At 64.2% G+C, this 21,213-nt stretch carries 21 protein-coding genes; 13 read left to right on the forward strand and 8 right to left on the reverse strand.

Annotated elements, in window-relative coordinates:
• Positions 1-2: 2 nt before the first annotated feature.
• Positions 3-596, reverse strand: coding sequence for an imidazoleglycerol-phosphate dehydratase HisB (gene hisB, locus HL666_RS13105; protein ID WP_172132601.1), 594 nt, complete (start codon positions 594-596; stop codon positions 3-5).
• 195 nt (positions 597-791) lie between these two features.
• Between hisB and hslV the strand changes: the two genes are divergently transcribed.
• From hslV to HL666_RS13130, 5 genes are all read left to right on the forward strand, one after another.
• Complete coding sequence (gene hslV / locus HL666_RS13110; protein ID WP_006612664.1) at positions 792-1,352, forward strand: ATP-dependent protease subunit HslV; 561 nt, start codon at positions 792-794, stop codon at positions 1,350-1,352.
• A gap of 3 nt (positions 1,353-1,355) precedes the next feature.
• On the forward strand, positions 1,356-1,955 hold the full coding sequence (locus HL666_RS13115) for a DUF2585 domain-containing protein (RefSeq protein WP_172181835.1): 600 nt from the start codon (positions 1,356-1,358) through the stop codon (positions 1,953-1,955).
• Between the two features lie 13 nt (positions 1,956-1,968).
• Complete coding sequence (locus HL666_RS13120; protein WP_172181837.1) at positions 1,969-2,481, forward strand: GNAT family N-acetyltransferase; 513 nt, start codon at positions 1,969-1,971, stop codon at positions 2,479-2,481.
• A 6-nt stretch (positions 2,482-2,487) separates the two neighbouring features.
• Positions 2,488-3,792 carry an ATP-dependent protease ATPase subunit HslU gene (gene hslU, locus HL666_RS13125; protein ID WP_172113667.1) on the forward strand — a complete coding sequence of 435 codons (1,305 nt, stop codon included), beginning with the start codon at positions 2,488-2,490 and terminating at the stop codon, positions 3,790-3,792.
• Between the two features lie 217 nt (positions 3,793-4,009).
• Positions 4,010-5,131 carry a hypothetical protein gene (locus HL666_RS13130; protein ID WP_172181838.1) on the forward strand — a complete coding sequence of 374 codons (1,122 nt, stop codon included), beginning with the start codon at positions 4,010-4,012 and terminating at the stop codon, positions 5,129-5,131.
• A gap of 3 nt (positions 5,132-5,134) precedes the next feature.
• Here the strand turns inward: HL666_RS13130 and HL666_RS13135 are convergent, their stop codons facing one another.
• From HL666_RS13135 to HL666_RS13145, 3 genes are all read right to left on the reverse strand, one after another.
• Positions 5,135-5,710 (reverse strand): Smr/MutS family protein, encoded by a 576-nt coding sequence (locus HL666_RS13135; RefSeq protein WP_172132598.1) that lies wholly within the window; start codon positions 5,708-5,710, stop codon positions 5,135-5,137.
• Positions 5,711-5,722: 12 nt separating this feature from the next.
• Positions 5,723-7,366, reverse strand: coding sequence for a murein transglycosylase A (gene mltA, locus HL666_RS13140; RefSeq protein ID WP_172181840.1), 1,644 nt, complete (start codon positions 7,364-7,366; stop codon positions 5,723-5,725).
• Positions 7,367-7,529: 163 nt separating this feature from the next.
• Complete coding sequence (locus HL666_RS13145) at positions 7,530-8,231, reverse strand: Tim44/TimA family putative adaptor protein (protein WP_172113663.1); 702 nt, start codon at positions 8,229-8,231, stop codon at positions 7,530-7,532.
• A gap of 391 nt (positions 8,232-8,622) precedes the next feature.
• Here HL666_RS13145 and secB point away from each other — a divergent pair, with 391 nt between their 5' ends.
• A complete protein-coding gene (gene secB / locus HL666_RS13150; RefSeq protein ID WP_172113662.1) occupies positions 8,623-9,111 on the forward strand; it encodes a protein-export chaperone SecB in 489 nt (162 codons plus the stop codon).
• A 60-nt stretch (positions 9,112-9,171) separates the two neighbouring features.
• On the opposite strand, the gene dnaQ is transcribed toward secB, so the two are convergent.
• Genes dnaQ through HL666_RS13170 form a run of 4 tightly spaced genes read right to left on the reverse strand, consistent with a single transcriptional unit; the run spans position 9,172 to position 11,997 of the window.
• Complete coding sequence (dnaQ, locus tag HL666_RS13155; RefSeq protein ID WP_172181842.1) at positions 9,172-9,870, reverse strand: DNA polymerase III subunit epsilon; 699 nt, start codon at positions 9,868-9,870, stop codon at positions 9,172-9,174.
• 33 nt (positions 9,871-9,903) lie between these two features.
• A complete protein-coding gene (coaE, locus tag HL666_RS13160; RefSeq protein ID WP_172181844.1) occupies positions 9,904-10,503 on the reverse strand; it encodes a dephospho-CoA kinase in 600 nt (199 codons plus the stop codon).
• Positions 10,504-10,538: 35 nt separating this feature from the next.
• The gene (locus tag HL666_RS13165) at positions 10,539-11,147 is read right to left on the reverse strand and encodes a Maf family protein (protein WP_172182292.1); all 609 of its coding nucleotides are present in this window, start codon (positions 11,145-11,147) and stop codon (positions 10,539-10,541) included.
• A 10-nt stretch (positions 11,148-11,157) separates the two neighbouring features.
• Positions 11,158-11,997 (reverse strand): pyruvate, water dikinase regulatory protein, encoded by an 840-nt coding sequence (locus HL666_RS13170; RefSeq protein WP_172113658.1) that lies wholly within the window; start codon positions 11,995-11,997, stop codon positions 11,158-11,160.
• Between the two features lie 414 nt (positions 11,998-12,411).
• Between HL666_RS13170 and hemJ the strand changes: the two genes are divergently transcribed.
• The 7 genes from hemJ (at position 12,412) to HL666_RS13205 (ending at position 20,805) form a co-directional block, all read left to right on the forward strand.
• Entirely contained in the window at positions 12,412-12,834 is a 423-nt protein-coding gene (hemJ, locus tag HL666_RS13175) for a protoporphyrinogen oxidase HemJ (protein WP_172113657.1), read from the forward strand.
• 239 nt (positions 12,835-13,073) lie between these two features.
• Complete coding sequence (gene rho / locus HL666_RS13180) at positions 13,074-14,339, forward strand: transcription termination factor Rho (protein ID WP_006612678.1); 1,266 nt, start codon at positions 13,074-13,076, stop codon at positions 14,337-14,339.
• Positions 14,340-14,744: 405 nt separating this feature from the next.
• Positions 14,745-16,079, forward strand: a complete 1,335-nt coding sequence (mnmE, locus tag HL666_RS13185; RefSeq protein ID WP_172132594.1) for a tRNA uridine-5-carboxymethylaminomethyl(34) synthesis GTPase MnmE — start codon at positions 14,745-14,747, stop codon at positions 16,077-16,079.
• Between the two features lie 235 nt (positions 16,080-16,314).
• Positions 16,315-18,204 (forward strand): tRNA uridine-5-carboxymethylaminomethyl(34) synthesis enzyme MnmG, encoded by a 1,890-nt coding sequence (mnmG, locus tag HL666_RS13190; protein WP_172181846.1) that lies wholly within the window; start codon positions 16,315-16,317, stop codon positions 18,202-18,204.
• Positions 18,201-18,869, forward strand: a complete 669-nt coding sequence (rsmG, locus tag HL666_RS13195) for a 16S rRNA (guanine(527)-N(7))-methyltransferase RsmG (protein WP_376698595.1) — start codon at positions 18,201-18,203, stop codon at positions 18,867-18,869. Before mnmG ends, rsmG begins: the two co-directional genes overlap by 4 nt.
• Positions 18,870-18,900: 31 nt before the next feature.
• On the forward strand, positions 18,901-19,752 hold the full coding sequence (locus HL666_RS13200) for a ParA family protein (protein WP_172113653.1): 852 nt from the start codon (positions 18,901-18,903) through the stop codon (positions 19,750-19,752).
• A gap of 159 nt (positions 19,753-19,911) precedes the next feature.
• Positions 19,912-20,805 carry a ParB/RepB/Spo0J family partition protein gene (locus HL666_RS13205; protein WP_172113652.1) on the forward strand — a complete coding sequence of 298 codons (894 nt, stop codon included), beginning with the start codon at positions 19,912-19,914 and terminating at the stop codon, positions 20,803-20,805.
• Positions 20,806-21,213 lie beyond the last annotated feature (408 nt).

Consider the following 21,213-nt stretch of genomic DNA (forward strand, 5'->3'; position numbering starts at 1 on the left):
GATCAGCCGCCGAGCTGACCCTTGGTGGATGGCACTTCGCCCTGGTTGCGCGGGTCGATCGCGAGCGCTGCGCGCAACGCCCGCGCCAGACCCTTGAAGCAGGATTCGGCGATATGATGGGCGTTCTCGCCGTACAGCGTCTCGACATGCAGGGTGATGCCGGCATTCATGGCAAACGCATTGAACCATTCGCGCACCAGCTCGGTGTCGAATTCGCCGATCTTGTCGCGCGCAAACGTCGTGCGGAACACCAGCATCGGCCGCCCCGACACGTCGATCACGACCCGGGTCAGCGTCTCGTCCATCGGCATGTGGATCGAGGCGTAGCGGGTGATGCCGGCCATGTCGCCGAGCGCCTGGCGCACGGCCTGGCCGAGGGCGATGCCGACATCCTCGGTGGTGTGGTGGAAGTCGATGTGCAGGTCGCCGACCGCCTTGACGGTCATGTCGATGCGGGAATGCCGGGCGAGCAGATCCAGCATGTGATCGAAGAAGCCGATACCGGTCGCAATGTTCACGACGCCGGTGCCGTCGAGGTTCACGGACACCTCGATATCGGTCTCTTTGGTCTTGCGCTTGATGGTCGCGCTACGCATGGGGTCAGCTTTCCCTTGAAAACGCGGCCCTTTTATCAGGCGGATGACACCTTAGCTACTGCGGGATGACGTGCTCCGGGCTTGATCTCGGGCCATGGTGAGCGGATTTCAAGGCCTGACGGGGCAGGGCAGCGACCCGGTAATTGTATCCCAACCCCTGAGCGCCTAAATCAGGCCATCAACCAGGGACTTTCCATGCACGCATCCTCCCATGAGCCCACCGTCTGGCACGGCACCACGATCCTGACCGTCCGCAAGGGGGGCAGGGTGGTCGTGGGCGGCGACGGCCAGGTCTCGATCGGCCAGACCGTGATCAAGTCCAACGCCCGCAAGGTGCGCAAGCTCGGCAAGGGCGACGTGATCGGCGGCTTCGCCGGCGCCACGGCGGATGCGTTTACCCTGTTCGAGCGGCTGGAGAGCAAGCTCGAGCAATATCCGGGGCAGCTGACCCGGGCGGCCGTCGAGCTCGCCAAGGACTGGCGGACCGACCGCTATCTGCGCCGGCTGGAGGCGATGATGATCGTCGCCGACAAGGAGGTCTCGCTGGTCCTGACCGGGACCGGCGACGTGCTGGAGCCGGAGGCGGGCGTGATGGCGATCGGCTCAGGCGGCAATTACGCGCTGGCGGCCGCGCGGGCGCTGATCGACACCGACAAGGACGCCGAGAGCATCGTGCGCAAGTCGCTCGACATCGCCGCCGACATCTGCGTCTACACCAACCGCAACATCACCATCGAAGCGTTGTCGGCCGAGTAGACGATGACCGCGGGCGAGATCAGTATCGCGTCCCGCCGATCGCCCGGGCTGTGGCTCGGGCTCGTCGTCGCGCTGCTGATTCTGCAAGCCGCGATCCTGTTCGCGATGGGCCGGCTGCCGATCTGCGCCTGCGGGACCGTGAAGCTGTGGCATGGCGTGGTGCAGAGCTCGGAGAACTCCCAGCATCTCACCGACTGGTACACGTTCTCCCACATCATCCACGGCTTCCTGTTCTATGCGCTGACGATCTTGGTGCTGCCGTTCCTGCCCTGGCAGGGCCGGCTGATCGTCGCGATGCTGATCGAGGGCGCCTGGGAGCTGGTGGAGAACTCCAGTCTCATCATCGAGCGCTATCGTGCCGCCACGATCTCGCTGGATTATTTCGGCGACAGCATCGTGAACTCGGTCGGCGACACCATGGCGATGATGACCGGCTTCCTGCTGGCGCGCGTGCTGCCGGTCTGGCTGACGGTACTGATTGCCATCGTGTTCGAGATCGGCGTCGGCCTGCACATCCGCGACAACCTGACGCTCAACATTTTGATGCTGATCTATCCGACCGAAGCGATCCGGCAGTGGCAGGCCGGGCCGCCGCTGCTGTGAGGGCAGGGCGGCGATGACTATTGGCTTCCGTCCGATGACCGAAGACGATCTGCCGGCCGTCCGCGACTGGCTGCAGCAGCCGCATGTCCGGGAATGGTGGGGCGATCCGGACGAGCAGTATGCCTTGATCGATGGCGACCGCGACGAGCCGGCCATGGATCAGTACATCATGCTGATGGATGGGGAAGCGGCCGGCTACCTGCAGTGCTACGCCCTCACCGCGTGGAACGACGGCTTCGGGCCGCAGCCGGACGCCACCCGCGGCATCGACCTGTTTATCGCCGGACATGAGCGCATCGGGCGGGGTCACGGCGCCCTCGCCATCCAGGCTTTTTGTGACCTGATGCTTCAGCGCGGCGTCCCGCGCGTGGTCACCGACCCCTCGCCGGCCAATGTGCGCGCCATCCGCGCCTATGAAAAGGCGGGATTCCGGCGCGAGCGCCTGGTCGACACGCCGGATGGCCCGGCGCTGCTGATGTCCTGCGATCCCGCCGACTTGCCTCGCCGCCCATCCGAGCCTAGCTAGAGCCTCATGACCGACTTTTCCCCTCGTGAAATCGTCTCCGAACTCGACCGCTTCATCGTCGGCCAGGCCGACGCCAAGCGCGCGGTCTCCATCGCGCTCCGCAACCGCTGGCGGCGGCTGCAGCTCGACGCGGGCCTGCGCGAAGAGGTGCTGCCGAAGAACATCCTGATGATCGGGCCGACCGGCGTCGGCAAGACAGAGATCGCGCGGCGGCTGGCCAAGCTTGCGGGCGCACCGTTCCTCAAGGTCGAGGCGACCAAGTTCACCGAGGTCGGCTATGTCGGCCGCGACGTCGAGCAGATCATCCGCGACCTCGTCGAGGTCGCGATCGCCCAGGTCCGGGAGCGCAAGCGCAAGGACGTCGCCGCGCGCGCGCAGCTCGCAGCCGAGGAGCGCGTGCTCGACGCGCTGGTCGGCGCCAATTCGAGTGCTGCGACGCGCGACTCGTTCCGCCGCAAGCTGCGCGCCGGCGAGCTCAACGACAAGGAGATCGAGATCGAGACACAGTCGTCGGGCGGCGGCATGCCGATGTTCGAGATCCCGGGCATGCCGGGCGCGCAGATGGGCGCGATCTCGATCGGCGACATTTTCGGCAAGCTCGGCGGCCGCACCAAGACGCGGCGGGTCACGGTCGAGGCTTCTCACGACCTTCTGATCGCCGAGGAGTCCGACAAGCTGCTCGACAGCGACCAGCTGGTGCAGGAGGCGATCAGCGTGGTCGAGAACAACGGCATCGTGTTCCTCGACGAGATCGACAAGATCTGCGTGCGCGAGAACCGCCACGGCGGCGACGTCTCCCGCGAGGGCGTGCAGCGCGACCTGCTGCCGCTGATCGAAGGCACCACCGTCTCGACCAAGCACGGCGCGGTCAAGACCGACCACATCCTGTTCATCGCCTCGGGCGCGTTCCATATCGCCAAGCCCTCCGATCTCCTTCCGGAGCTGCAGGGCCGCCTGCCGATCCGCGTCGAGCTGCAGGCGCTGACGCGCGACGACATGCGCCGCATCCTGACCGAGCCGGAGGCGTCGCTGATCAAGCAATATGTCGCGCTGATGAAGACCGAAGGCGTCACGCTCGACATCACTGACGATGCCATCGACGCCCTGGCCGACATCGCGGTTGCGGTGAACTCGACGGTCGAGAACATCGGCGCCCGCCGGCTGCAGACGGTGATGGAGCGGGTGCTCGACGAGATCTCGTTCACGGCATCGGACCGCAACGGCGAGACCATGCGCGTCGACGCCGCCTATGTGCAGCAGCACATCGGCGACCTCGCAAAGAACGCGGATCTGAGCCGGTTTATTCTGTAACCGTCGGACCTATTGCCCGAGCGGTCACAACGAATTCCGCTGTCGTCCCGGCGAACGCCGAGACCCATAATCACCAAAGTTGATTGCGACTCGCGATGGCGGCTCCACCCTTGCCTCACCACAAACGCCGGTGGCTATGGGTCCCGGCTCAAGGCCGGGACGACAGTGGGGGGTGGGGTAAGGACCTCCTGAACATCAGCGTCCGCTCGGCCGCCGCATGACCGGCGCGTACAGCAGACACTGGCGATTGATGCTCGCCGTCAACGCCGCCATGATGGTCGGCGTTTTCCTGCACAAGCTCACGCTGCCGCCCTACATTCCCTACATCCATCTGCTCGTCGACTATCACTTCGGCTTCATCAAGCGGGCGCTGATCGGGGCGATCGTGGGGCTGTTCGCCGCGAAGGTACCCGTCTCGCTGGTGTTCGCGTTGGCGGGCAGCATCTGGCTGATGACCTTCGCATTGTTCATTCATCTCTTCCGCCGGACATTCGGATCGAGCGGCTCGCAGCTGCCGCTGTTCGTGTTCACCGCCGGCTCGCCGTTCGTGTTCAAGAACTTCCTGTTCACCCTCGGCCATTTCGACATCTATGGCTGCCTCGGCGCCATCATCCTGTTGCTGTTGCCGGCGAGCTCGCTTGCTTACGTGCTGCTCGCGGCGCTCATCTCGGCGGTGCTGGTGCTGATCCACCACATCCATCTCTTGATGTACGTGCCGACCATCACCGCGATCGTCGTGCTGCGCTACTATCTCGCCCGCAGCATCGCACCACGCGATATCGTCGTTGGCGCGGCTGCGCTGCTCGGCCTCGGCGCGCTGTTCCTCGCGGCGCAATTCCTCGGCACGATGCCGTTGCCGGAGGCGGATTTCGTGAGCTATCTGAAAACGCGCATGGTCGATCCGTCGCGCACCGAGCTGCTGCAATTCGCCTATGTCTGGTACCAGCCGCTGGCCAAGGAGGTGCAGGATACCTGGGCGCGGCTGCCGTCGAATCTGCTCGGCGTGCCCGTCTATGCGCTGCTGCTCTGGCTACATCTGCCGCTGTGGCGGACCCTGCAAAATCACATCGGTGCGCTCGAGCACCAGCGCCACCGGCAGACCGTCATCGCAGCACTCTTGGTGATCAGCCTCGCCTATCTCGTGATGTTCGCGATGGTGTTCGACTATTCGCGCTGGATCTCGAGCTGGGTGATCTGCCTGGTGCTGATGCTGCACGCCGTGAAGACGCTGCCGGCGAGCAAACAGATCTCCGCCATCGATGCCGATGACCGCAAGACGACCATCCTCGGCTGGATAGTGACCGCGCTGCCGCGCGTCGGCATCATCCGGCCGTTCTGACAATCAGCCGCGCGGCCGACGGATGCGGACGTAGAGCGCGCCGGCGCCGCCGTGGCCGACATGGGCTTCCTCGAAACCGACAATCAGCGAGCGGAATTCCGGCAGGCTCAGCCAGTGCGGCACCTGCCGCCGGAGCACGCCGCGTTCGGGATCCGCGCCGATAGTGCCCTTGCCGGTGATGACGAGCACGAAGGTCAGTCCGTCATGCTGGGCGCGATGCAGGAAATGATGCAGCGCCTGGTGCGCGCGGCTCTGGGTCATGCCGTGCAGGTCGAGCCGGGCGTCGATCTCGCTGCGGCCGCGCGACAGTTTCGAGCGTTCCTTCCGCCCGAGCGAGACCAGCGGCGGGATCGCCGGCCTGACCGGCTTGGGGATGACAACGGGCGCGACCGGTCGCGGCGTCGTCATCGCTTTGTCGGCCTGCGGCTCGGCCGTTGCCATTGGCGGGTGGAGCCGCAGCGGACGCGGCGTCTTGCGCAGCGGCTTAACTTGGCGGGCGACCGTCTCCCAAAGCACCCGCTCGTCCTCGGAGAGGCCGCGCTTGCGACGGCCGCGCGGCGGCTCGGGATCATGTGACATGGCAACGGCGGTTCATCGATGGTTGCGGTGGCGCCTGCCATAACGCAATCGGCGGATATTGCGATCACTTTCCAGTCGCGGCCGGGCTTCAGGCAGTGGCACGGGCTGCGGGGCCGCCACGTTCTGCGCGACCGTGGTCGCCGCGCCTGCGTTGGCTGCCGGGGCAGGGGCCTTGGCATCCTTGGAAGGAGCGGCGGCCGCACTGACCTGGTCCTGGCCCTTCGCTTGATCCTTTCCCGTATCCTTGGCCATCTCCTTCGGAGCGTCCTTCCCCGGCTCCTTCGGCAGCACCTGCGGAAACAGTTTTGCGATCTTCTCCGACGGCCGCGCATCCGGCAGCGGCATCTTGCGGCCGCGCGCGACCGGATCGAGGCTGCGCGGCACCAGCATCACGAACTGCATGTTGTGCTTGAGCCGGCCCGAGACCTTGCCGGCTTCCTGTCCGGCGCCGAAATAGAGATCGGCGCGGGCAGGGCCTATGATCGCCGATCCCGTATCCTGCGCAATCATCAGCCGATGAAAGGCGGTCTTGGATTTCTCGGACTCGATCGGCAACTCGCCGGTGATGAAGAACGGCGTGCCGTAGACGTGCAGCGACTTGTCGACCGCGATCGAGCGGCCCGGCGTCAGCGGAATGCCCTGCGCGCCGACGGCCTCATCCTTGTCCGACAGCTGCACCTCGCGGAAGAAGATGTAGGAGCGGTTCGTCCGGCGCAGTTCGTTGGCGCCTTCCGGATTCTGCTCCATCCAGTCGCGGATGCGCTGCATCGACATCTGCTCGCGCGGGATGATGCCGCGCTCGATCAGGACGCGTCCGACCGGCGTATAGGGATGGCCATTGTAGGCATCGTAGTTGATGCGCACGGTCGAACCGTCGTCGAGGCTGATGCGCGCCGATCCCTGGATCTGTGCAAACAACAAGTCCGTCTGATTTCTGAGCCATGCGATCTCCAGGCCGCGGCCCTCGATGGCGCCGTCCTCGATCTCCGCACGGTCATAATAGGGGACCAGCTTGCGCCGACCGATCTTGCGATAGACCGGACCCTTGTTGGGCAGGCTCGTCGCATCCTGCTTGAAGCCGCGGACGAACAGGTTCGACGGGCGGCGATAGACCGGAACGTTGTAGACCTCGTTCTGCGTCCGCGAGCCCTCTATGACCGGCTCGTAGTAACCGGTGACGAAGCCGTCGGCGTCGCCGAGCTTGGAGATCTTCAGCGGCTCGAAGTGGCGTTCGAAGAAGGCTTTCGCCGCGGCGTTGTCGGCGAGCTCGGACGAACGCGCCTCACGACAGGGATCACGCAGGGAATCGCCGAGTGCCTTGTCTTCCGCCGCTGCGCCGTTGGGCCTCGCCGCAATCGGCTTGCAACTGGCGCGGAAGGTCCGGTAGGCCGCGAGCTGATCATCATCGTTCCAGCCGGGCACCTCGCTCCATTCCAGCGGCAGATACTGGCTATTGGTGATCTCGAGCGGCCAGTCGAGCGTGGGGTAGGGCAGGTGGCGTACCGGCGCAGCAGGCGCGGCCGACCGATGGCGGGCACGCACGGCCTCGGCCGCATAAGGCGCAAGCGCCACAGCGGCGACGCTCAAAGCGAGCGCCGGTGTCCAATATCTGAGGCTACGGGCGGAAAAGCCCCGCTTCCAAATTTCGCGAACCATGCCTGCACCGTCAAAGTACCACTCAACGCGAAATTCTGAAAAATGGGATCAAGAAATCAGCGCCGCCCGTCGTCTTGCTCCATTCGCGGCCGTGGCCGGTGTCGACTGCAGGTGCGAACTTTCCGAAACCGGACCGCACAAGGTCCGGGCCACACGGTCCTCGTCAATGACTGCCGGTGCCGACCAGCTTCCAGTTCGGATCACGCGAACCGGTGTCGCGGGCGAAGGTCCAGATGTCGGTGATGTCGGCGACCTTCTCCGGATTGCCGTCGACGATGTTGCCCATCTTGTCGCGGGTCACGGAGATCATCTGCGACACGAACCGCACGGTCAGCTGAGCGGTGCGGTCGCGCGCCTCGGCGCCGACGAGCTCGGCGGTGTCGATCGAGACGAAGCGGGTCTCGGTCTTCTGCTCCTGCTTCTCGCGCTCCTTGATCACGGAGTCGAAGCTGTCATAGACCTCGGACGACAGCAGGTCGCGCAATGCGCGGCGATCGCCATTGGCGAAGGCCAGCACGATCATCTCATAGGCGCTGCGCGCACCGGTGAGGAAATGGCGAGGATCGAATGAGGAGTCGCTGGCGACGATCGCGTCGAGGCCGCGCGCGAGCGGCGTGCCCGGCTCGGCCACCCCGCGCCAGCGGTCGCTCGGCGCACCGAAATCAGCGCCCGTGGCGGGGGCCGCCGGATCGATCGGCGCGCCGGGAACCGGCATGACATGGTTATCGGGCGCGCCCTGCACGGCGTTCCGGGCTGCGCGATCGAATGGGGCTCGCTCGTTGCCGGTGCGCTGGCCGAGCACGGCCCGCAGGCGCACGAAGATGAAGACCGCCAATGCCAGGAAGATGATGGTATAAATATCCACGTCGTGTTCGCTTTCTGACTGACTTGCCGGGCCGGACGCGGGGTCTGGCCACTGGATCCCGTTTACCAAGAACCGGGTAAGGACCCATGAATCGGTCCGTCTCGGGAGGATGTAGTCATCGAATTGGGCCGGGCCAATGGCACATTGTGGCACGGTGATCCTAACCCGTTTCACAGCCAAGGGGAAATCGGATCGCCGCATCCTAAAGCCTGGGTCAACGCTGCCGGCGCGACTGCAGTCGTAACGTGCGACAAATGGAGGCAGACCTTGCCGGAACCGCCATATTTGAGCGTCGCGGCAGCTTCGGCAGGCTCGTCCTTGTGGAACAAGCCGGCCCTATGGTAGCCACGCGCCGCAACGAACCGCCTTTTTGTGCCAGGAGAACACTTCGATGACCAACGGTAACGGCGCCACGTCCGAGGCGGCCCCTCCTCCTCAACTCAACGTGCTGGCGCAATACATCAAGGACCTCTCGTTCGAGAACCCCAATGCGCCGCAATCGCTGGCGCCGCAGGGCCAGGCGCCGCAGATCAACATCCAGATCAATGTCGGCGCCAACGCCCTGAATGAGACCGAATACGAGGTGACGCTGACGATCGAGGGCAAGGCCGAGAGCGGCAGCCAGGTCATGTTCAGCTTCGAGCTGGTCTATGGCGGGGTGTTCAGGCTGGTGAACATTCCCCGCGAGAACCTGTCGCCGATGCTGCTGATCGAATGCCCGCGGCTGCTGTTCCCGTTCGCCCGCGAGATCGTCGCCAACTCGGTGCGTGACGGCGGCTTCCCGCCCTTGATGCTCGACCCGGTCGATTTCGTCGGCCTGTACCGCCAGAACATGGAGCGCCAGGCCGCCGCCGAGGCCGCGCAGGGTCGGCCCAGCTGATCGGTCGAAACTTGATTGAAAGATGAGTGGCGGGCGTGATCCGCGGCAGAGGGCCGGGGATCACGACGCCGGCCAAAATTCCATCCAGATCGGCTTGTCGCCGAGGGTTGCGACGAAGGCGCGATGCGCCTCCCGCTCGGCGTCGGTGACCCGGGGAGCCAGCGGGACGTCACGCTGACGACGCGGCGTATCGCCGGCCGTCCCCACGCGGATCTCCTGCGTATCCTGGGTCAGGATCAGCTGTGACTGCCGCGCTCCGACGAGATCGACGTAGACCTCGGCCAGCAACTCCGCATCGAGCAACGCTCCGTGCTTGGTGCGCCGTGAATTGTCGATCGCATAACGCGAGCAGAGATCGTCGAGCCGGTTCGACACGCCCGGATGCTTGCGCCGGGCCAGCAGCAGCGTATCGACCAGACGGTCACGCGGGATGGCCGCCCGCTTCACCCTGTCGAGCTCGGCATTGATGAAGCCGATGTCGAAGGACGCATTGTGGATCACCAGCGGCGCATCGCCGATGAACGCCAGGAAATCCTCGACCACCTCGTGGAACAACGGCTTGTCCGCCAGGAACTCGCTCGACAGACCATGGACCGCGAAGGCCTCCGCCGGCATATCGCGCTCGGGATTGATGTAGCGGTGAAAGACCTGGCCGGTCGGCATCCGGTTGATGATCTCGACGCAGCCGATCTCGACCAGGCGGTCGCCGCGCAAGGCGTCGAGGCCGGTGGTTTCGGTGTCGAGCACGATCTCACGCATCGGTCAGTCCGTCGATCCAGCAGCGCTGGCGAATCAGGCGCGCCGCTGCGGCATCTTAACGACCTCGGCCAGGATGTCGCGGATCTGCGCCCGCACCGGGTCTATTCCATTGGACGTATCCACGACGAAATCGGCACGCGCGCGCTTCTCGGCATCCGGCATCTGACGCGCCAGCAGCGCATCGAGCGCCTCCTCGGTCATCGTGCCGCGCGCCAGAATGCGCTGACGCTGGATCTCGGGCGACGTCGAGACCACGACCACGGCATCGACGCGCTTGTCGCCACCGGTCTCGAACAGCAGCGGCACATCGACGACCGCGACCGGCACACCGGATCGCTCGGCGTCATCCAAGAACCGCTGGTGATAGGACCGCAGCATCGGGTGAACGATGGCTTCGAGACGGCGGATGGCTTCGGGGTCGCCGACCACCTTCGCCGACAATTTCGGCCGGTCGACCTTGCCGTCGACGGTCGTCCCGGGAAACGCGGCTTCGACCGCGGGAGCCGCCTCGCTCTCGTAGACCTTATGGACGGTCGCGTCGGCGTCGTAGACGGGAACACCGGCTTCCGCGAACAGCTTCGCCGTCGTCGACTTGCCCATCCCCATCGAGCCGGTCAGCCCGAGCACTCTCATCCCCATTCGCTCCCGTGGCCGTGTCGGCGCCGTCGTCAGAACCTGAGCAGCCTAGCGTCGCGGAAATACGCCAACAACGGCAGCAGCGGCAGGCCGAGAATGGTGAAGTGATCACCGTCGATGCGATCGAACAGATGCACGCCGAGACCTTCGAGCTGATAGGCGCCGACGCTCGACATCACCGCCTGGCCGGCCGTGTCGAGATAGGCGGCGACATCGCTCTCGCTCAGGGTCCGCATCGTCATCCAGGCGACGGCGACATGGGAGAACAGCACCTCGCCATTGCGCACGACCGCGATCGCCGAATGCAGCGCATGGGTGCGTCCGGCCAATGCCAGCAGCTGGTGCATTGCCTGCTGCCGGCCGGCGGGCTTGTTGAACATGCGCTCGCCGAGAGCCAGGGTCTGATCAGCGCCGAGGACATAGGAGCCAGGCCTGGTCGCCGCGACGGCGCGAGCCTTGGCGGTCGCCAGATGGAGCGCAACCTCATAGGGCGCGACCAGCCCGGCCTCGGATTGAATGGCCCGCTCGTCCACATCCGCCGGCACGGCCTCGCAGGCGAGGCCGGCATTCTCGAGCAACAGGCGCCGCGCGCGACTCTGCGAGGCCAGAACGAGCGGCTCGTCACCACACCATAGGGTCATCGTCGTCAACTCATTCCGGCAGGCGCTGCCGCTGCCGGTCGGTATAGAGTTTCAGGATCGCGGCCGCCGTCTCTTCGATCGAACGGCGCGTCACGTCGAGCATTACCCAGTTGAACTTTGCGCTGAGCTTGCGCGCGTAGGCGACCTCATCGGTCACCGACTGCTTGTCGACATAGTTCTCATTGCCGGTTTCGGCACCCATGCTGAGCAGCCGATTTTGTCGCACCTGAATGAGGCGTTCGGGCGTTGCGTGCAGGCTGACCACCAGCGGCTTCTTCAGCGTCTCCAGCTGATGCGGGATCGGAATGCCCGGCACCAGCGGCACGTTGGCGGTGCGGACGCCACGGTTGGCGAGGTAGATCGAGGTCGGGGTCTTGGACGTGCGGCTCACGCCCACCAGAACCACGTCGGCCTCCTCGAGACCGTCCACCATCTGGCCGTCGTCGTGCAGCATCGTGTAGTTCAAGGCATCGATCCGCGCGAAATATTCAGCGTTCAGCACGTGCTGCGCGCCGACCCGCCCGGCGGTGGATGCGCCGAGATAGGCCTCGAACAGCTGCATCACCGGACCGATGATCGAGAGACTCGGAATGTTGATCTGCTGGCACTTGGCTTCGAGCCGGCTGACCAGGTCCTTCTCGAGCAGCGTGAACAGCACGATGCCCGGCGCTTCCTCGATCTCGTCGAGCACGCGGTCGAGCTGCTTCTGGCTGCGCACCAGCGGATAGACATGCTCCACCGGCGTCACATTGGCGTATTGCGCGGCAACCGCTCGCGCGACCGTGATCAGGGTTTCGCCCGTCGAGTCGGAAACCAAATGCAGGTGAAAGTAATTTCCGGTGGTGGGCATCAAATCCTTAACGATCTGTGAATCCCTGTGAAGGATGGGGCCAAAAAGGCAGCCGGTGGCCGGCCCCTTTGGATAACCCCGAATCTTCTGCACATGGACGCCGTCCGGGAAAACGCGAGGCGACGAGCCGATGATATCGGGACAGGCTGTATTTGTCTTGGGATAAGCTGTCGAACGTTTTCAGCAAGCATTTGAATCACATCGGACTCACCCCGGAGTTGGAGCTCGAGCCCAGCCTGTTGAAGGATGTGAACAAGCTGCGGGCAGCTTGCGGATGACATTGCATGAGTCCAATCCACCGCTACCTAGACTCAAACCTTAAGATTCTAAAATTATTTGGTTTGGAGGGACGGAGCGAGCGGATATGTCTCGGCACGCAAGCTGATCACGAGCCGAGAGGGTCACCCGTTTCCGATGTATGAGTGGATCAAGGCCCTGCACGTCATTGCCGTCATCGCCTGGATGGCCGGCATGCTCTATCTGCCTCGGCTGTTCGTCTATCATTGCGACGCCGAGATCGGCTCGAAGCAGTCCGAGACGTTCAAGGTCATGGAACGGCGGCTGCTCAAGGCGATCATCAATCCGGCGATCACCGTGACCTGGTTGGCCGGACTGTATCTGGTGTGGGCGGGTCACTGGTATACCAGCGGTTGGTTCCATGCGAAGTTTCTGCTGGTCCTGATCATGTCCGGCGTGCATGGATTGTTCACCCGCTGGGTGCGGGAATTCGGCGCCGACAAGAATACCCGCAGCCAGAAATTTTATCGCTATGTCAATGAGGTACCGACGGTGCTGATGATCGGCATCGTGATTCTCGTGATCGTCAAGCCATTCTGATCGGATCTCTTGGAATACCGCTGCGCCCGAGATGCCTTGCGGACGGCGGCACAATTTTCTATATTAAGGATATCCCACCCCACGCAGGCGGATGTGGTTGCGTTCCGGCTTGACCGGCCGCCGCATCAGGTCTGGTGCCTCATCGGCGCCAACCTTGCTCAGACCTGCGGACCTCATTTCGTCCGCCTTCCCACAGCCACCTCGCATCCCTCCCAAGTCGCTTCCACAGGACCACCCCAATGCGGGAAATCAAACTACAGGACCTCAAGTCAAAGACGCCGGCCGAGCTCGTCTCCTTCGCGGAGGAAAACGGGGTCGAGAACGCCAGCACGATGCGCAAGCAGGAGCTGATGTTCGCCATCCTCAAGCAGCTCGCGATCCAGGAGACCGACATCATCGGTGAGGGCGTCGTCGAGGTTCTCTCCGACGGCTTCGGCTTCCTGCGCTCACCGGATGCGAACTACCTGCCCGGTCCCGACGACATCTATGTCTCGCCGTCGCAAATCCGCCGCTTCGGCCTGCGTACCGGCGACACGATCGAAGGGCACATCCGCAGCCCGAAAGAGGGCGAGCGCTACTTCGCGCTGCTCAAGGTCAACACGCTGAACTTCGAGGATCCCGAGAAGTCCAAGCACAAGGTCAATTTCGACAACCTCACGCCGCTGTTTCCGGACGAGCGTTTCCGGCTCGAGCTGGAAGATCCGACCCGCAAGGATCTGTCGCCGCGCGTGATCGACATCGTGGCGCCGATCGGAAAGGGCCAGCGCGCGCTGATCGTGGCGCCGCCGCGCACCGGCAAGACCGTGCTGATGCAGAACATCGCGCACTCGATCACGGCCAATCATCCCGAGTGCTATCTGATCGTGCTGCTGATCGACGAGCGCCCGGAGGAAGTCACCGACATGCAGCGCTCGGTGAAGGGCGAGGTCGTGTCCTCGACCTTCGACGAGCCGGCCGCGCGTCACGTCCAGGTCGCGGAGATGGTGATCGAGAAGGCCAAGCGCCTGGTCGAGCACGGCCGCGACGTCGTCATTCTGCTGGACTCGATCACCCGCCTTGGCCGCGCCTACAACACCGTCGTGCCGTCCTCCGGCAAGGTGCTGACCGGCGGCGTCGACGCCAACGCGCTGCAGCGTCCGAAGCGCTTCTTCGGCGCCGCCCGCAACATCGAGGAAGGCGGCTCGCTGACGATCATCGCGACCGCGCTGGTCGACACCGGCAGCCGCATGGATGAGGTCATCTTCGAAGAGTTCAAGGGCACCGGCAACTCCGAGCTCATCCTCGACCGCAAGGTCGCGGACAAGCGGACCTTCCCGGCGATCGACATCGCCCGTTCCGGCACCCGCAAGGAAGAGCTCATCACCGAGCCGCAGAACCTCAAGAAGATGTACGTGCTCCGCCGCATCCTCAACCCGATGGGCACGATGGACGCGATCGACTTCCTGCTCGACAAGCTGCGCAGCACCAAGAGCAACTCCGAGTTCTTCGAGTCGATGAACACCTGATCGGCACAGGATCCCGAAACTTTGGCAAGGGCGCTCCTCGGGGGCGCCCTTTCTGTTTGTGGACTAATCTATTTATGGACCAAGCGGTCGCCGTCACTGCTCGTCCTGCCCCGGCATCCACCGCCGGTGCTCGGAGGAATGAGAGAGCGAGAATCTCATCAGCGGTGAGGGTCGATCAGCAAAGACGCTTACGTCGATGACGACGTCCGAAATCACCACTCTCCGCTGATGCCCCTGAGATCTGTCTCGGCGCTGAGGTCGGCGTGCTGGTCCTATCCTTCCAGACGCTGCTGCACAGGTCGCTAGAGACGAGCGGATTGCGGTTCGTCCCACGTCGGCAGTCGGCGTAAAGCATGCCGCGGTAAACCGATTGTCTTTCTGCGCGGCTGAGCCCAACTGAGGATCATGCATCCTCGCGACCAGACCATCTTCGCGCTGTCCTCCGGACGCCTGCCCAGCGCGATTGCGATTATCAGACTGTCCGGCCCGCATGCCGGCGCAGCTCTTCAGACGCTTGCCGGAAAGATCCCGCCGGCGCGGATGGCCACACGGGTCATGCTTCGGGAGCACCAGGGCGAGCCGATCGATGATGCCGTCGTGCTGTGGTTTCCAGGTCCGGCGAGTGCGACCGGTGAAGATGTCGTCGAGTTGCATGTCCATGGCAGTCGCGCCGTCATCGCGACGCTGTTCTCGGTGTTGGCTGTCACGCCGCAGCTGCGCCCTGCGGAACCTGGCGAGTTTACGCGGCGAGCATTCGAGAACGGCAAGATCGATCTGACCGAGGCGGAAGGTCTCGACGATCTCATACACGCCGACACTGATCGCCAGCGTCGCCAGGCGCTGCGGCAGCTGACGGGTCTGCTCGGCGACAGAGCGCGAAGCTGGCGCGAGCAGATCATCCAGGCTGCGGCGCTGATCGAGGCGGGGATCGACTTCGCCGACGAAGGTGACGTGCCGGCCGAGCTGATAGCGCCCGCGCTATCGCGGATCGAACGGCTCCTGACCGATATCCAATCCGTGTTGTCGGCGCAGGGCCGGGCCGAGCGGCTGCGCGACGGTCTGACCGTGGTGATCGCCGGACCGCCGAATGCCGGCAAGTCGACCTTGATGAACCAATTGGCCCAACGCGAGGTGGCGATCGTCTCGCCGCATGCCGGCACGACGCGGGATCTCATCGAGGTGCAGCTCGACCTCGAGGGATATCCGGTGACGGTGATCGATACGGCTGGAATCCGGGAAACGAACGATCCGGTCGAGCAGGAGGGTGTCAGGCGCGCCCGGGACCGTGCCGCTCAGGCTGATCTGGTGCTTTGGCTGGCCGAAGATGATCAAGTGGCCGAGCCCCAGGAGGACGTCCCGGTCTGGCTTGTCCGGAATAAGATCGATCTGCCGACGTTTGAAGGCGTCGGCACGGGCTTGGCTCCGAGTGAAAGTCCCTTGTTTGAGATCTCAGCGCGAAGCGGAGAGGGACTCCCGGCGTTGCTCAAGGCGTTGGTCGGTTTTGCTCGCGACTATTTTGGATCGACCGAGAGTGGGCTCATCACCCGAGAGCGGCAGCGGACTTTGCTCAGCGAGACGGCCGCAGCCCTTCGCCGCAGCATCGCTGCCGTCAATCTTGGTGAGGAGCTCGCTGCGGAGGAATTGAGGATCGCGGCGCTCGCGCTTGGACGCCTTTTGGGCCGGGTCGATGTCGAGGATGTGCTCGACGTGATCTTCCGCGAGTTCTGCGTCGGGAAGTAGGCAGTCCACACACCGTGTCGGGAGATATACTTAACGAAGCGTTGTTTGGTTAACCGACCGTCAATTGTTTCACGTGAAACAGGGGCCGTGGAACCTCAGCTGGTGTTTCACGTGAAACAAAGCAGGTCTGTAGGAGAATCGAACTGTTTCACGTGAAACGCCCGTGGCTGCCGCCCTCCAGTGTTTCACGTGAAACGTCTTCCGGGCGTTGTCGGCAAGCGCTAGATATCCGGTCATGAGCGAGCATCAAACATCCTACGACGTCATCGTCATCGGCGGCGGCCATGCCGGCTGTGAGGCCGCCGCGGCTTCGGCACGCATGGGCGCCCGCACCGCGCTGGTCACCCACCAGTTTGCGACCATCGGCGCCATGTCCTGCAATCCCGCCATCGGCGGATTGGGCAAGGGCCATCTGGTTCGGGAAGTCGATGCGCTGGATGGTCTGATGGGGCGGGTCGCCGATGCCGGGGGCATCCAGTTTCGCGTTCTCAATCGCCGAAAGGGCCCCGCCGTCCGTGGTCCTCGGGCTCAGGCCGACCGGAAGCTCTACGCCGCGGCGATGCAGGAGGCGATCCGGGCGGCGGCCAACCTCGCCGTGATCGAAGGCGAGGCGGACGAACTGGTCGTCAGCGACGGACGTGTTGTCGGACTTCGTCTGGCCGACGGCCGTGCCTTTGCCTGCGGTGCCGTGGTGATCACCACCGGCACCTTCCTCCGCGGTCTCATCCATCTCGGTGACAAGACATGGCCCGCCGGTCGTGTCGGCGAGGCGCCGGCGCTGGGTCTGTCGAGGTCGCTCGAGGCGTTTGGGTTTCGTCTCGGCCGTCTGAAAACGGGGACGCCACCCCGGCTGGATGGCACCACGATCGATTGGTCTGCGGTGGAGATGCAGCCGGGAGACGATCCGCCAGAGCCGTTCTCGGTGCTGACTGCCAAGATCACGACTCCTCAGATCCAGTGCGGCATCACCCGGACGACGCCGTCGACCCACGATGTCATCCGGGCCAATGTCCATCGCTCGCCGATGTACTCGGGACAGATCAAGTCGACGGGACCGCGCTATTGCCCGTCGGTCGAAGATAAGATCGTCCGCTTTGGAGACCGCGACGGCCACCAGATCTTCCTGGAGCCAGAGGGACTCGACGATACGACGGTCTATCCCAACGGCATTTCGACGTCGCTCCCCGAGGAGGTGCAGCTGGCGCTGCTGCCGACCATTCCGGGACTGGAGCGTGTTCGGATGATCCGGCCAGGCTACGCGATCGAATACGACCACGTCGATCCGCGTGAGCTGGAGCCGACCTTGCAGACCAAGCGGATGAAGGGATTGTTCCTTGCCGGCCAGATCAACGGCACGACAGGCTATGAAGAGGCGGCAGCCCAGGGTCTCGTGGCCGGTCTCAACGCGGCGCTCGCGGCGGCAGCCGGGGAGCCGATCGTGTTCGATCGCGCCGACGGCTATCTCGGCGTCATGATCGATGATCTCGTGACGCGGGGGATCACTGAACCCTATCGGATGTTTACCTCGCGCGCCGAGTATCGTCTGACCTTGCGCGCCGACAATGCTGATCAGCGCCTCACCGACAAAGGCATCGCGTTCGGCTGCGTCGGTAGCGATCGGGCGCGCTTCCATCGCGCCAAGATGGATGCGCTCGAAGCGGCCCGCGCGCATGCGAAGTCGCTGACGATCACGCCGAACGAAGCGGCCAGGCATGGCCTGAGTTTGAACCGCGATGGACAGCGACGATCGGCCTTCGAGCTGATGGCTTATCCCGAGATCGGCTTCGCTCAGGTTCAAGCCGTCTGGCCAGAGCTCGGAACGATCGACCCTGTTATCGCGACCCATCTCGAGATCGACGCCAAATATGATGTCTATGTCCGCCGACAGAGCGAGGATGTGGACGCCTTTCGCCGCGACGAAGGCCTGGTGCTTGGCGACATCGACTACGCCCTCGTGCCCGGGCTTTCGAACGAGGCGAGGGCGAAGCTGACAGCCGCCAAACCGTGGACGATTGGGCAGGCGGGCCGGATCGATGGAATGACGCCGGCGGCACTGGGGATCCTCGCGGCGTATCTGCGGCGCGAAGCGCGCGGCAAATCCGCGGCTGAGGCACGTTTCACGTGAAACACTCCGGCTCAGCGATGGCCAACAAGGTGCACGACGCGGATAAGGCCGCGGCGCTCGCGCTGACTCCTGTTTCACGTGAAACGGAGCAGCGCTTGGACCGCTATGTCGCGCTGCTGCTCGAGTGGCAGGCCAAGACCAACCTTGTCGCACCCTCAACCTTGCCGCACCTCTGGACGCGGCACATTTCAGATTCGCTGCAGCTGCTCGATCTCGCGCCCGACGCCAAGATTTGGGTCGACCTCGGCAGCGGCGGTGGCTTTCCCGGCGTCGTCCTGGCGTGCGCCCTGGCCGAGCGGCCCGGCGCACAGGTCCATCTCGTCGAGCGCATCGCCAAGAAAGCGGCCTTCTTGCGCGAAGCAATTCGCGTCACCGGCTCGCCAGGAGTGGTGCATTTGTCTGAGATCGGGGATATCGTGGAGAAGTGGAGTGGGCGGGTCGATTGCGTGACCGCACGCGCGCTGGCTCCGCTACATCAACTCATCGGCTTTGCGGAGCCCTTGGTGAAAAAAGGTGCCAAAGCGCTGTTTCTCAAGGGTCAAGATGTAGAAGCGGAATTGACCGAATCTACTAACTATTGGAAAATTGAGCCGAAACTTCATTCCAGCCGGACGGGCGGGCAGGGCTGGATCGTCGCAATCGATTGCATCGAGCGACAGAGCTGAATTCCGCGAAGACAACCAATGGCGATCGCGCATGGCCGTAATTGATCAGATTTATCAAGAAGATAGAGCCCCTCATCCGGACGGGCATCCGCGCATCCTGGCGCTCGCCAATCAGAAGGGCGGGGTCGGCAAGACCACGACTGCGATCAACCTCGGCACGGCGCTGGCTGCCATCGGCGAGCGTGTGCTGATCGTCGACCTGGATCCTCAGGGCAACGCCTCGACCGGGCTCGGCATCGACCGCGGCAGCCGCAACTGCTCGACCTATGACGTCCTGATCGGCGAGGCCTCGCTGCGCGACGCCGTCGTCGCGACCGCGGTGCCGCGTCTGCACATCGCTTCCTCGACGATGGATTTGTCGGGTCTCGAACTCGAGCTCGGCACCAGCGCCAACCGCGCCTTCCGTCTGCGCGATGCCATTGCGGGGCTCAACAACAACGTCTCGCCGGAGAACGACTACACCTATGTGCTGGTCGACTGCCCGCCGTCGCTGAACCTGCTGACCGTTAACGCCATGGCCGCATCGGATGCGATCCTGGTGCCGCTGCAGTGCGAGTTCTTTGCGCTCGAAGGTTTGTCGCAGCTGCTGCAGACCGTGGAGCAGGTGCGCTCGACGTTGAACCCGAACCTGTCGATCCACGGCATCGTGCTGACGATGTTCGACTCGCGCAACAACCTGTCCAACCAGGTGGTCGCCGACGTACGCCAGTTCATGGGGTCGAAGGTCTACAACACGATGATCCCGCGCAACGTGCGCATCTCGGAGGCGCCGTCCTACGGCAAGCCGGTGCTGGTCTATGACCTGAAGTGCGTCGGCAGCGAGGCCTATCTCAAGCTCGCGACCGAGGTGATCCAGCGCGAGCGCGACCTGCGCACCAACTGATCAATGCCTTTGCTCCGGGTGGCCTCGCGTCACCCGGGTCTCATTGCAGGATGACGGCGGATCCCGGCTGCGGGATTCGCGATCCCTTTTCATTGCGCCGACGCTGCGGTTCGGCAGCAGACGCAAGCGGAGCGTGACGTGAATCCAAAGGAGAAGGCGATGGCGGACGAGTCGCGATCGCGATTGGGCCGGGGTCTTGCAAGTCTGATTGGTGACGTGAACCGCGAAGCCGGCGCGCCGCCGGAGCGGCCGCGCAATCAGCGCAAGGTGCCGATCGAGTTTCTCAAGCCGAATCCGCGCAATCCGCGCAAGACGTTTTCCGACGGTGAGCTTGCGGAGCTCTCCGCCTCGATCAAGCAGCACGGCGTGATCCAGCCGATCGTGGTGCGTCCGATCAAGGGCCAGCAGGATCGCTTCGAGATCATCGCCGGCGAGCGGCGCTGGCGGGCGTCGCAGGCGGCGGGCCTGCACGAGGTGCCGATCGTTCCGGTCGATGTCAGCGACAGCGACGCGCTCGAGCTCGCGATCATCGAGAACGTGCAGCGCGAGGATCTCAATCCGATGGAGGAGGCGCAGGGCTATCACGCCCTCGCCAACGAGTTCAAACGCAACCAGGAAGACATCGCCAAGATCGTCGGCAAGAGCCGCAGCCACGTCGCCAATATGATGCGGCTGACCAAGCTGCCGGCCGAGGTGCAGGGCTTCATCGCGACGGGGCAGATTTCGGCCGGTCATGCCCGCGCGCTCATCAACCTGCCGGATCCGATGTCGGCCGCGAAGAAGATCATCGCCGAAGGGCTGAACGTGCGGCAGACCGAGGCGCTCGCCCATGAAGAGGGCGTCCCCGAGCGCAAGCCGCAGAAGCCGCGCAGCAGTGGCAGCGCGCCGGCTGAGAAGAAGGACGCCGACACGCTTGCGCTGGAGAAGCGCGTCGGCGACGCACTCGGTCTGACCCTCTCGATCAGCCACCGCGATCCCGGCGGCACGGTGCAGATCACCTATCGCAGCCTGGAGCAGCTCGACGAGGTGATGCGTCGGCTGGAGCAGGGTTAGTCGTGGGTTCGGTGGCGCTGACGCGGTGCCATGCTTATGACCGTAGTGTCCTTGTCAGTTTGTTGCTCTGCTCTCACGCCGTCATGGCCGGGCTTGACCCGGCCATCCATCTTTGGTGACGACTTCGTGCGAAGTGGATGGATGGCGGGGTCAAGCCCGGGCATGACGAGCTCCTAGTTAGGAAGAGCCGCTCAACTGACGACGACGCATCAGACCTTTGCTTGCTGATCGCGGTCGCTCAAAGTGGTCCCCACTCTCCCCTCCGTCATTCCGGGGCGTGCGTAGCACGAGCCCGGAATCCATCTCACGGCAGACAATGTGGCCTGATGGATTCCGGGCTCGTCGCGCTGGCGCGCGTCGCCCCGGAATGACACCGGAATTGGGGAGCCGCCTCAGATCCCGTCTCGG

Source organism: Bradyrhizobium aeschynomenes (assembly GCF_013178945.1).
In the GTDB taxonomy this organism is placed as follows: Bacteria; Pseudomonadota; Alphaproteobacteria; order Rhizobiales; family Xanthobacteraceae; genus Bradyrhizobium; species Bradyrhizobium aeschynomenes.

Excerpts from the sequence above, each read along its gene's own strand:
- hisB (WP_172132601.1), bottom strand. The coding sequence starts at position 596 with ATGCGTAGCGCGACCATCAAGCGCAAGACCAAAGAGACCGATATCGAG.
- hslV (WP_006612664.1), top strand. The coding sequence starts at position 792 with ATGCACGCATCCTCCCATGAGCCCACCGTCTGGCACGGCACCACGATC.
- HL666_RS13115 (WP_172181835.1), top strand. The coding sequence starts at position 1,356 with ATGACCGCGGGCGAGATCAGTATCGCGTCCCGCCGATCGCCCGGGCTG.
- HL666_RS13120 (WP_172181837.1), top strand. The coding sequence starts at position 1,969 with ATGACTATTGGCTTCCGTCCGATGACCGAAGACGATCTGCCGGCCGTC.
- hslU (WP_172113667.1), top strand. The coding sequence starts at position 2,488 with ATGACCGACTTTTCCCCTCGTGAAATCGTCTCCGAACTCGACCGCTTC.
- HL666_RS13130 (WP_172181838.1), top strand. The coding sequence starts at position 4,010 with ATGACCGGCGCGTACAGCAGACACTGGCGATTGATGCTCGCCGTCAAC.
- HL666_RS13135 (WP_172132598.1), bottom strand. The coding sequence starts at position 5,710 with ATGTCACATGATCCCGAGCCGCCGCGCGGCCGTCGCAAGCGCGGCCTC.
- mltA (WP_172181840.1), bottom strand. The coding sequence starts at position 7,366 with ATGGTTCGCGAAATTTGGAAGCGGGGCTTTTCCGCCCGTAGCCTCAGA.
- secB (WP_172113662.1), top strand. The coding sequence starts at position 8,623 with ATGACCAACGGTAACGGCGCCACGTCCGAGGCGGCCCCTCCTCCTCAA.
- dnaQ (WP_172181842.1), bottom strand. The coding sequence starts at position 9,870 with ATGCGTGAGATCGTGCTCGACACCGAAACCACCGGCCTCGACGCCTTG.
- coaE (WP_172181844.1), bottom strand. The coding sequence starts at position 10,503 with ATGAGAGTGCTCGGGCTGACCGGCTCGATGGGGATGGGCAAGTCGACG.
- HL666_RS13165 (WP_172182292.1), bottom strand. The coding sequence starts at position 11,147 with ATGACCCTATGGTGTGGTGACGAGCCGCTCGTTCTGGCCTCGCAGAGT.
- HL666_RS13170 (WP_172113658.1), bottom strand. The coding sequence starts at position 11,997 with ATGCCCACCACCGGAAATTACTTTCACCTGCATTTGGTTTCCGACTCG.
- hemJ (WP_172113657.1), top strand. The coding sequence starts at position 12,412 with ATGTATGAGTGGATCAAGGCCCTGCACGTCATTGCCGTCATCGCCTGG.
- rho (WP_006612678.1), top strand. The coding sequence starts at position 13,074 with ATGCGGGAAATCAAACTACAGGACCTCAAGTCAAAGACGCCGGCCGAG.
- mnmE (WP_172132594.1), top strand. The coding sequence starts at position 14,745 with ATGCATCCTCGCGACCAGACCATCTTCGCGCTGTCCTCCGGACGCCTG.
- mnmG (WP_172181846.1), top strand. The coding sequence starts at position 16,315 with ATGAGCGAGCATCAAACATCCTACGACGTCATCGTCATCGGCGGCGGC.
- HL666_RS13200 (WP_172113653.1), top strand. The coding sequence starts at position 18,901 with ATGGCCGTAATTGATCAGATTTATCAAGAAGATAGAGCCCCTCATCCG.
- HL666_RS13205 (WP_172113652.1), top strand. The coding sequence starts at position 19,912 with ATGGCGGACGAGTCGCGATCGCGATTGGGCCGGGGTCTTGCAAGTCTG.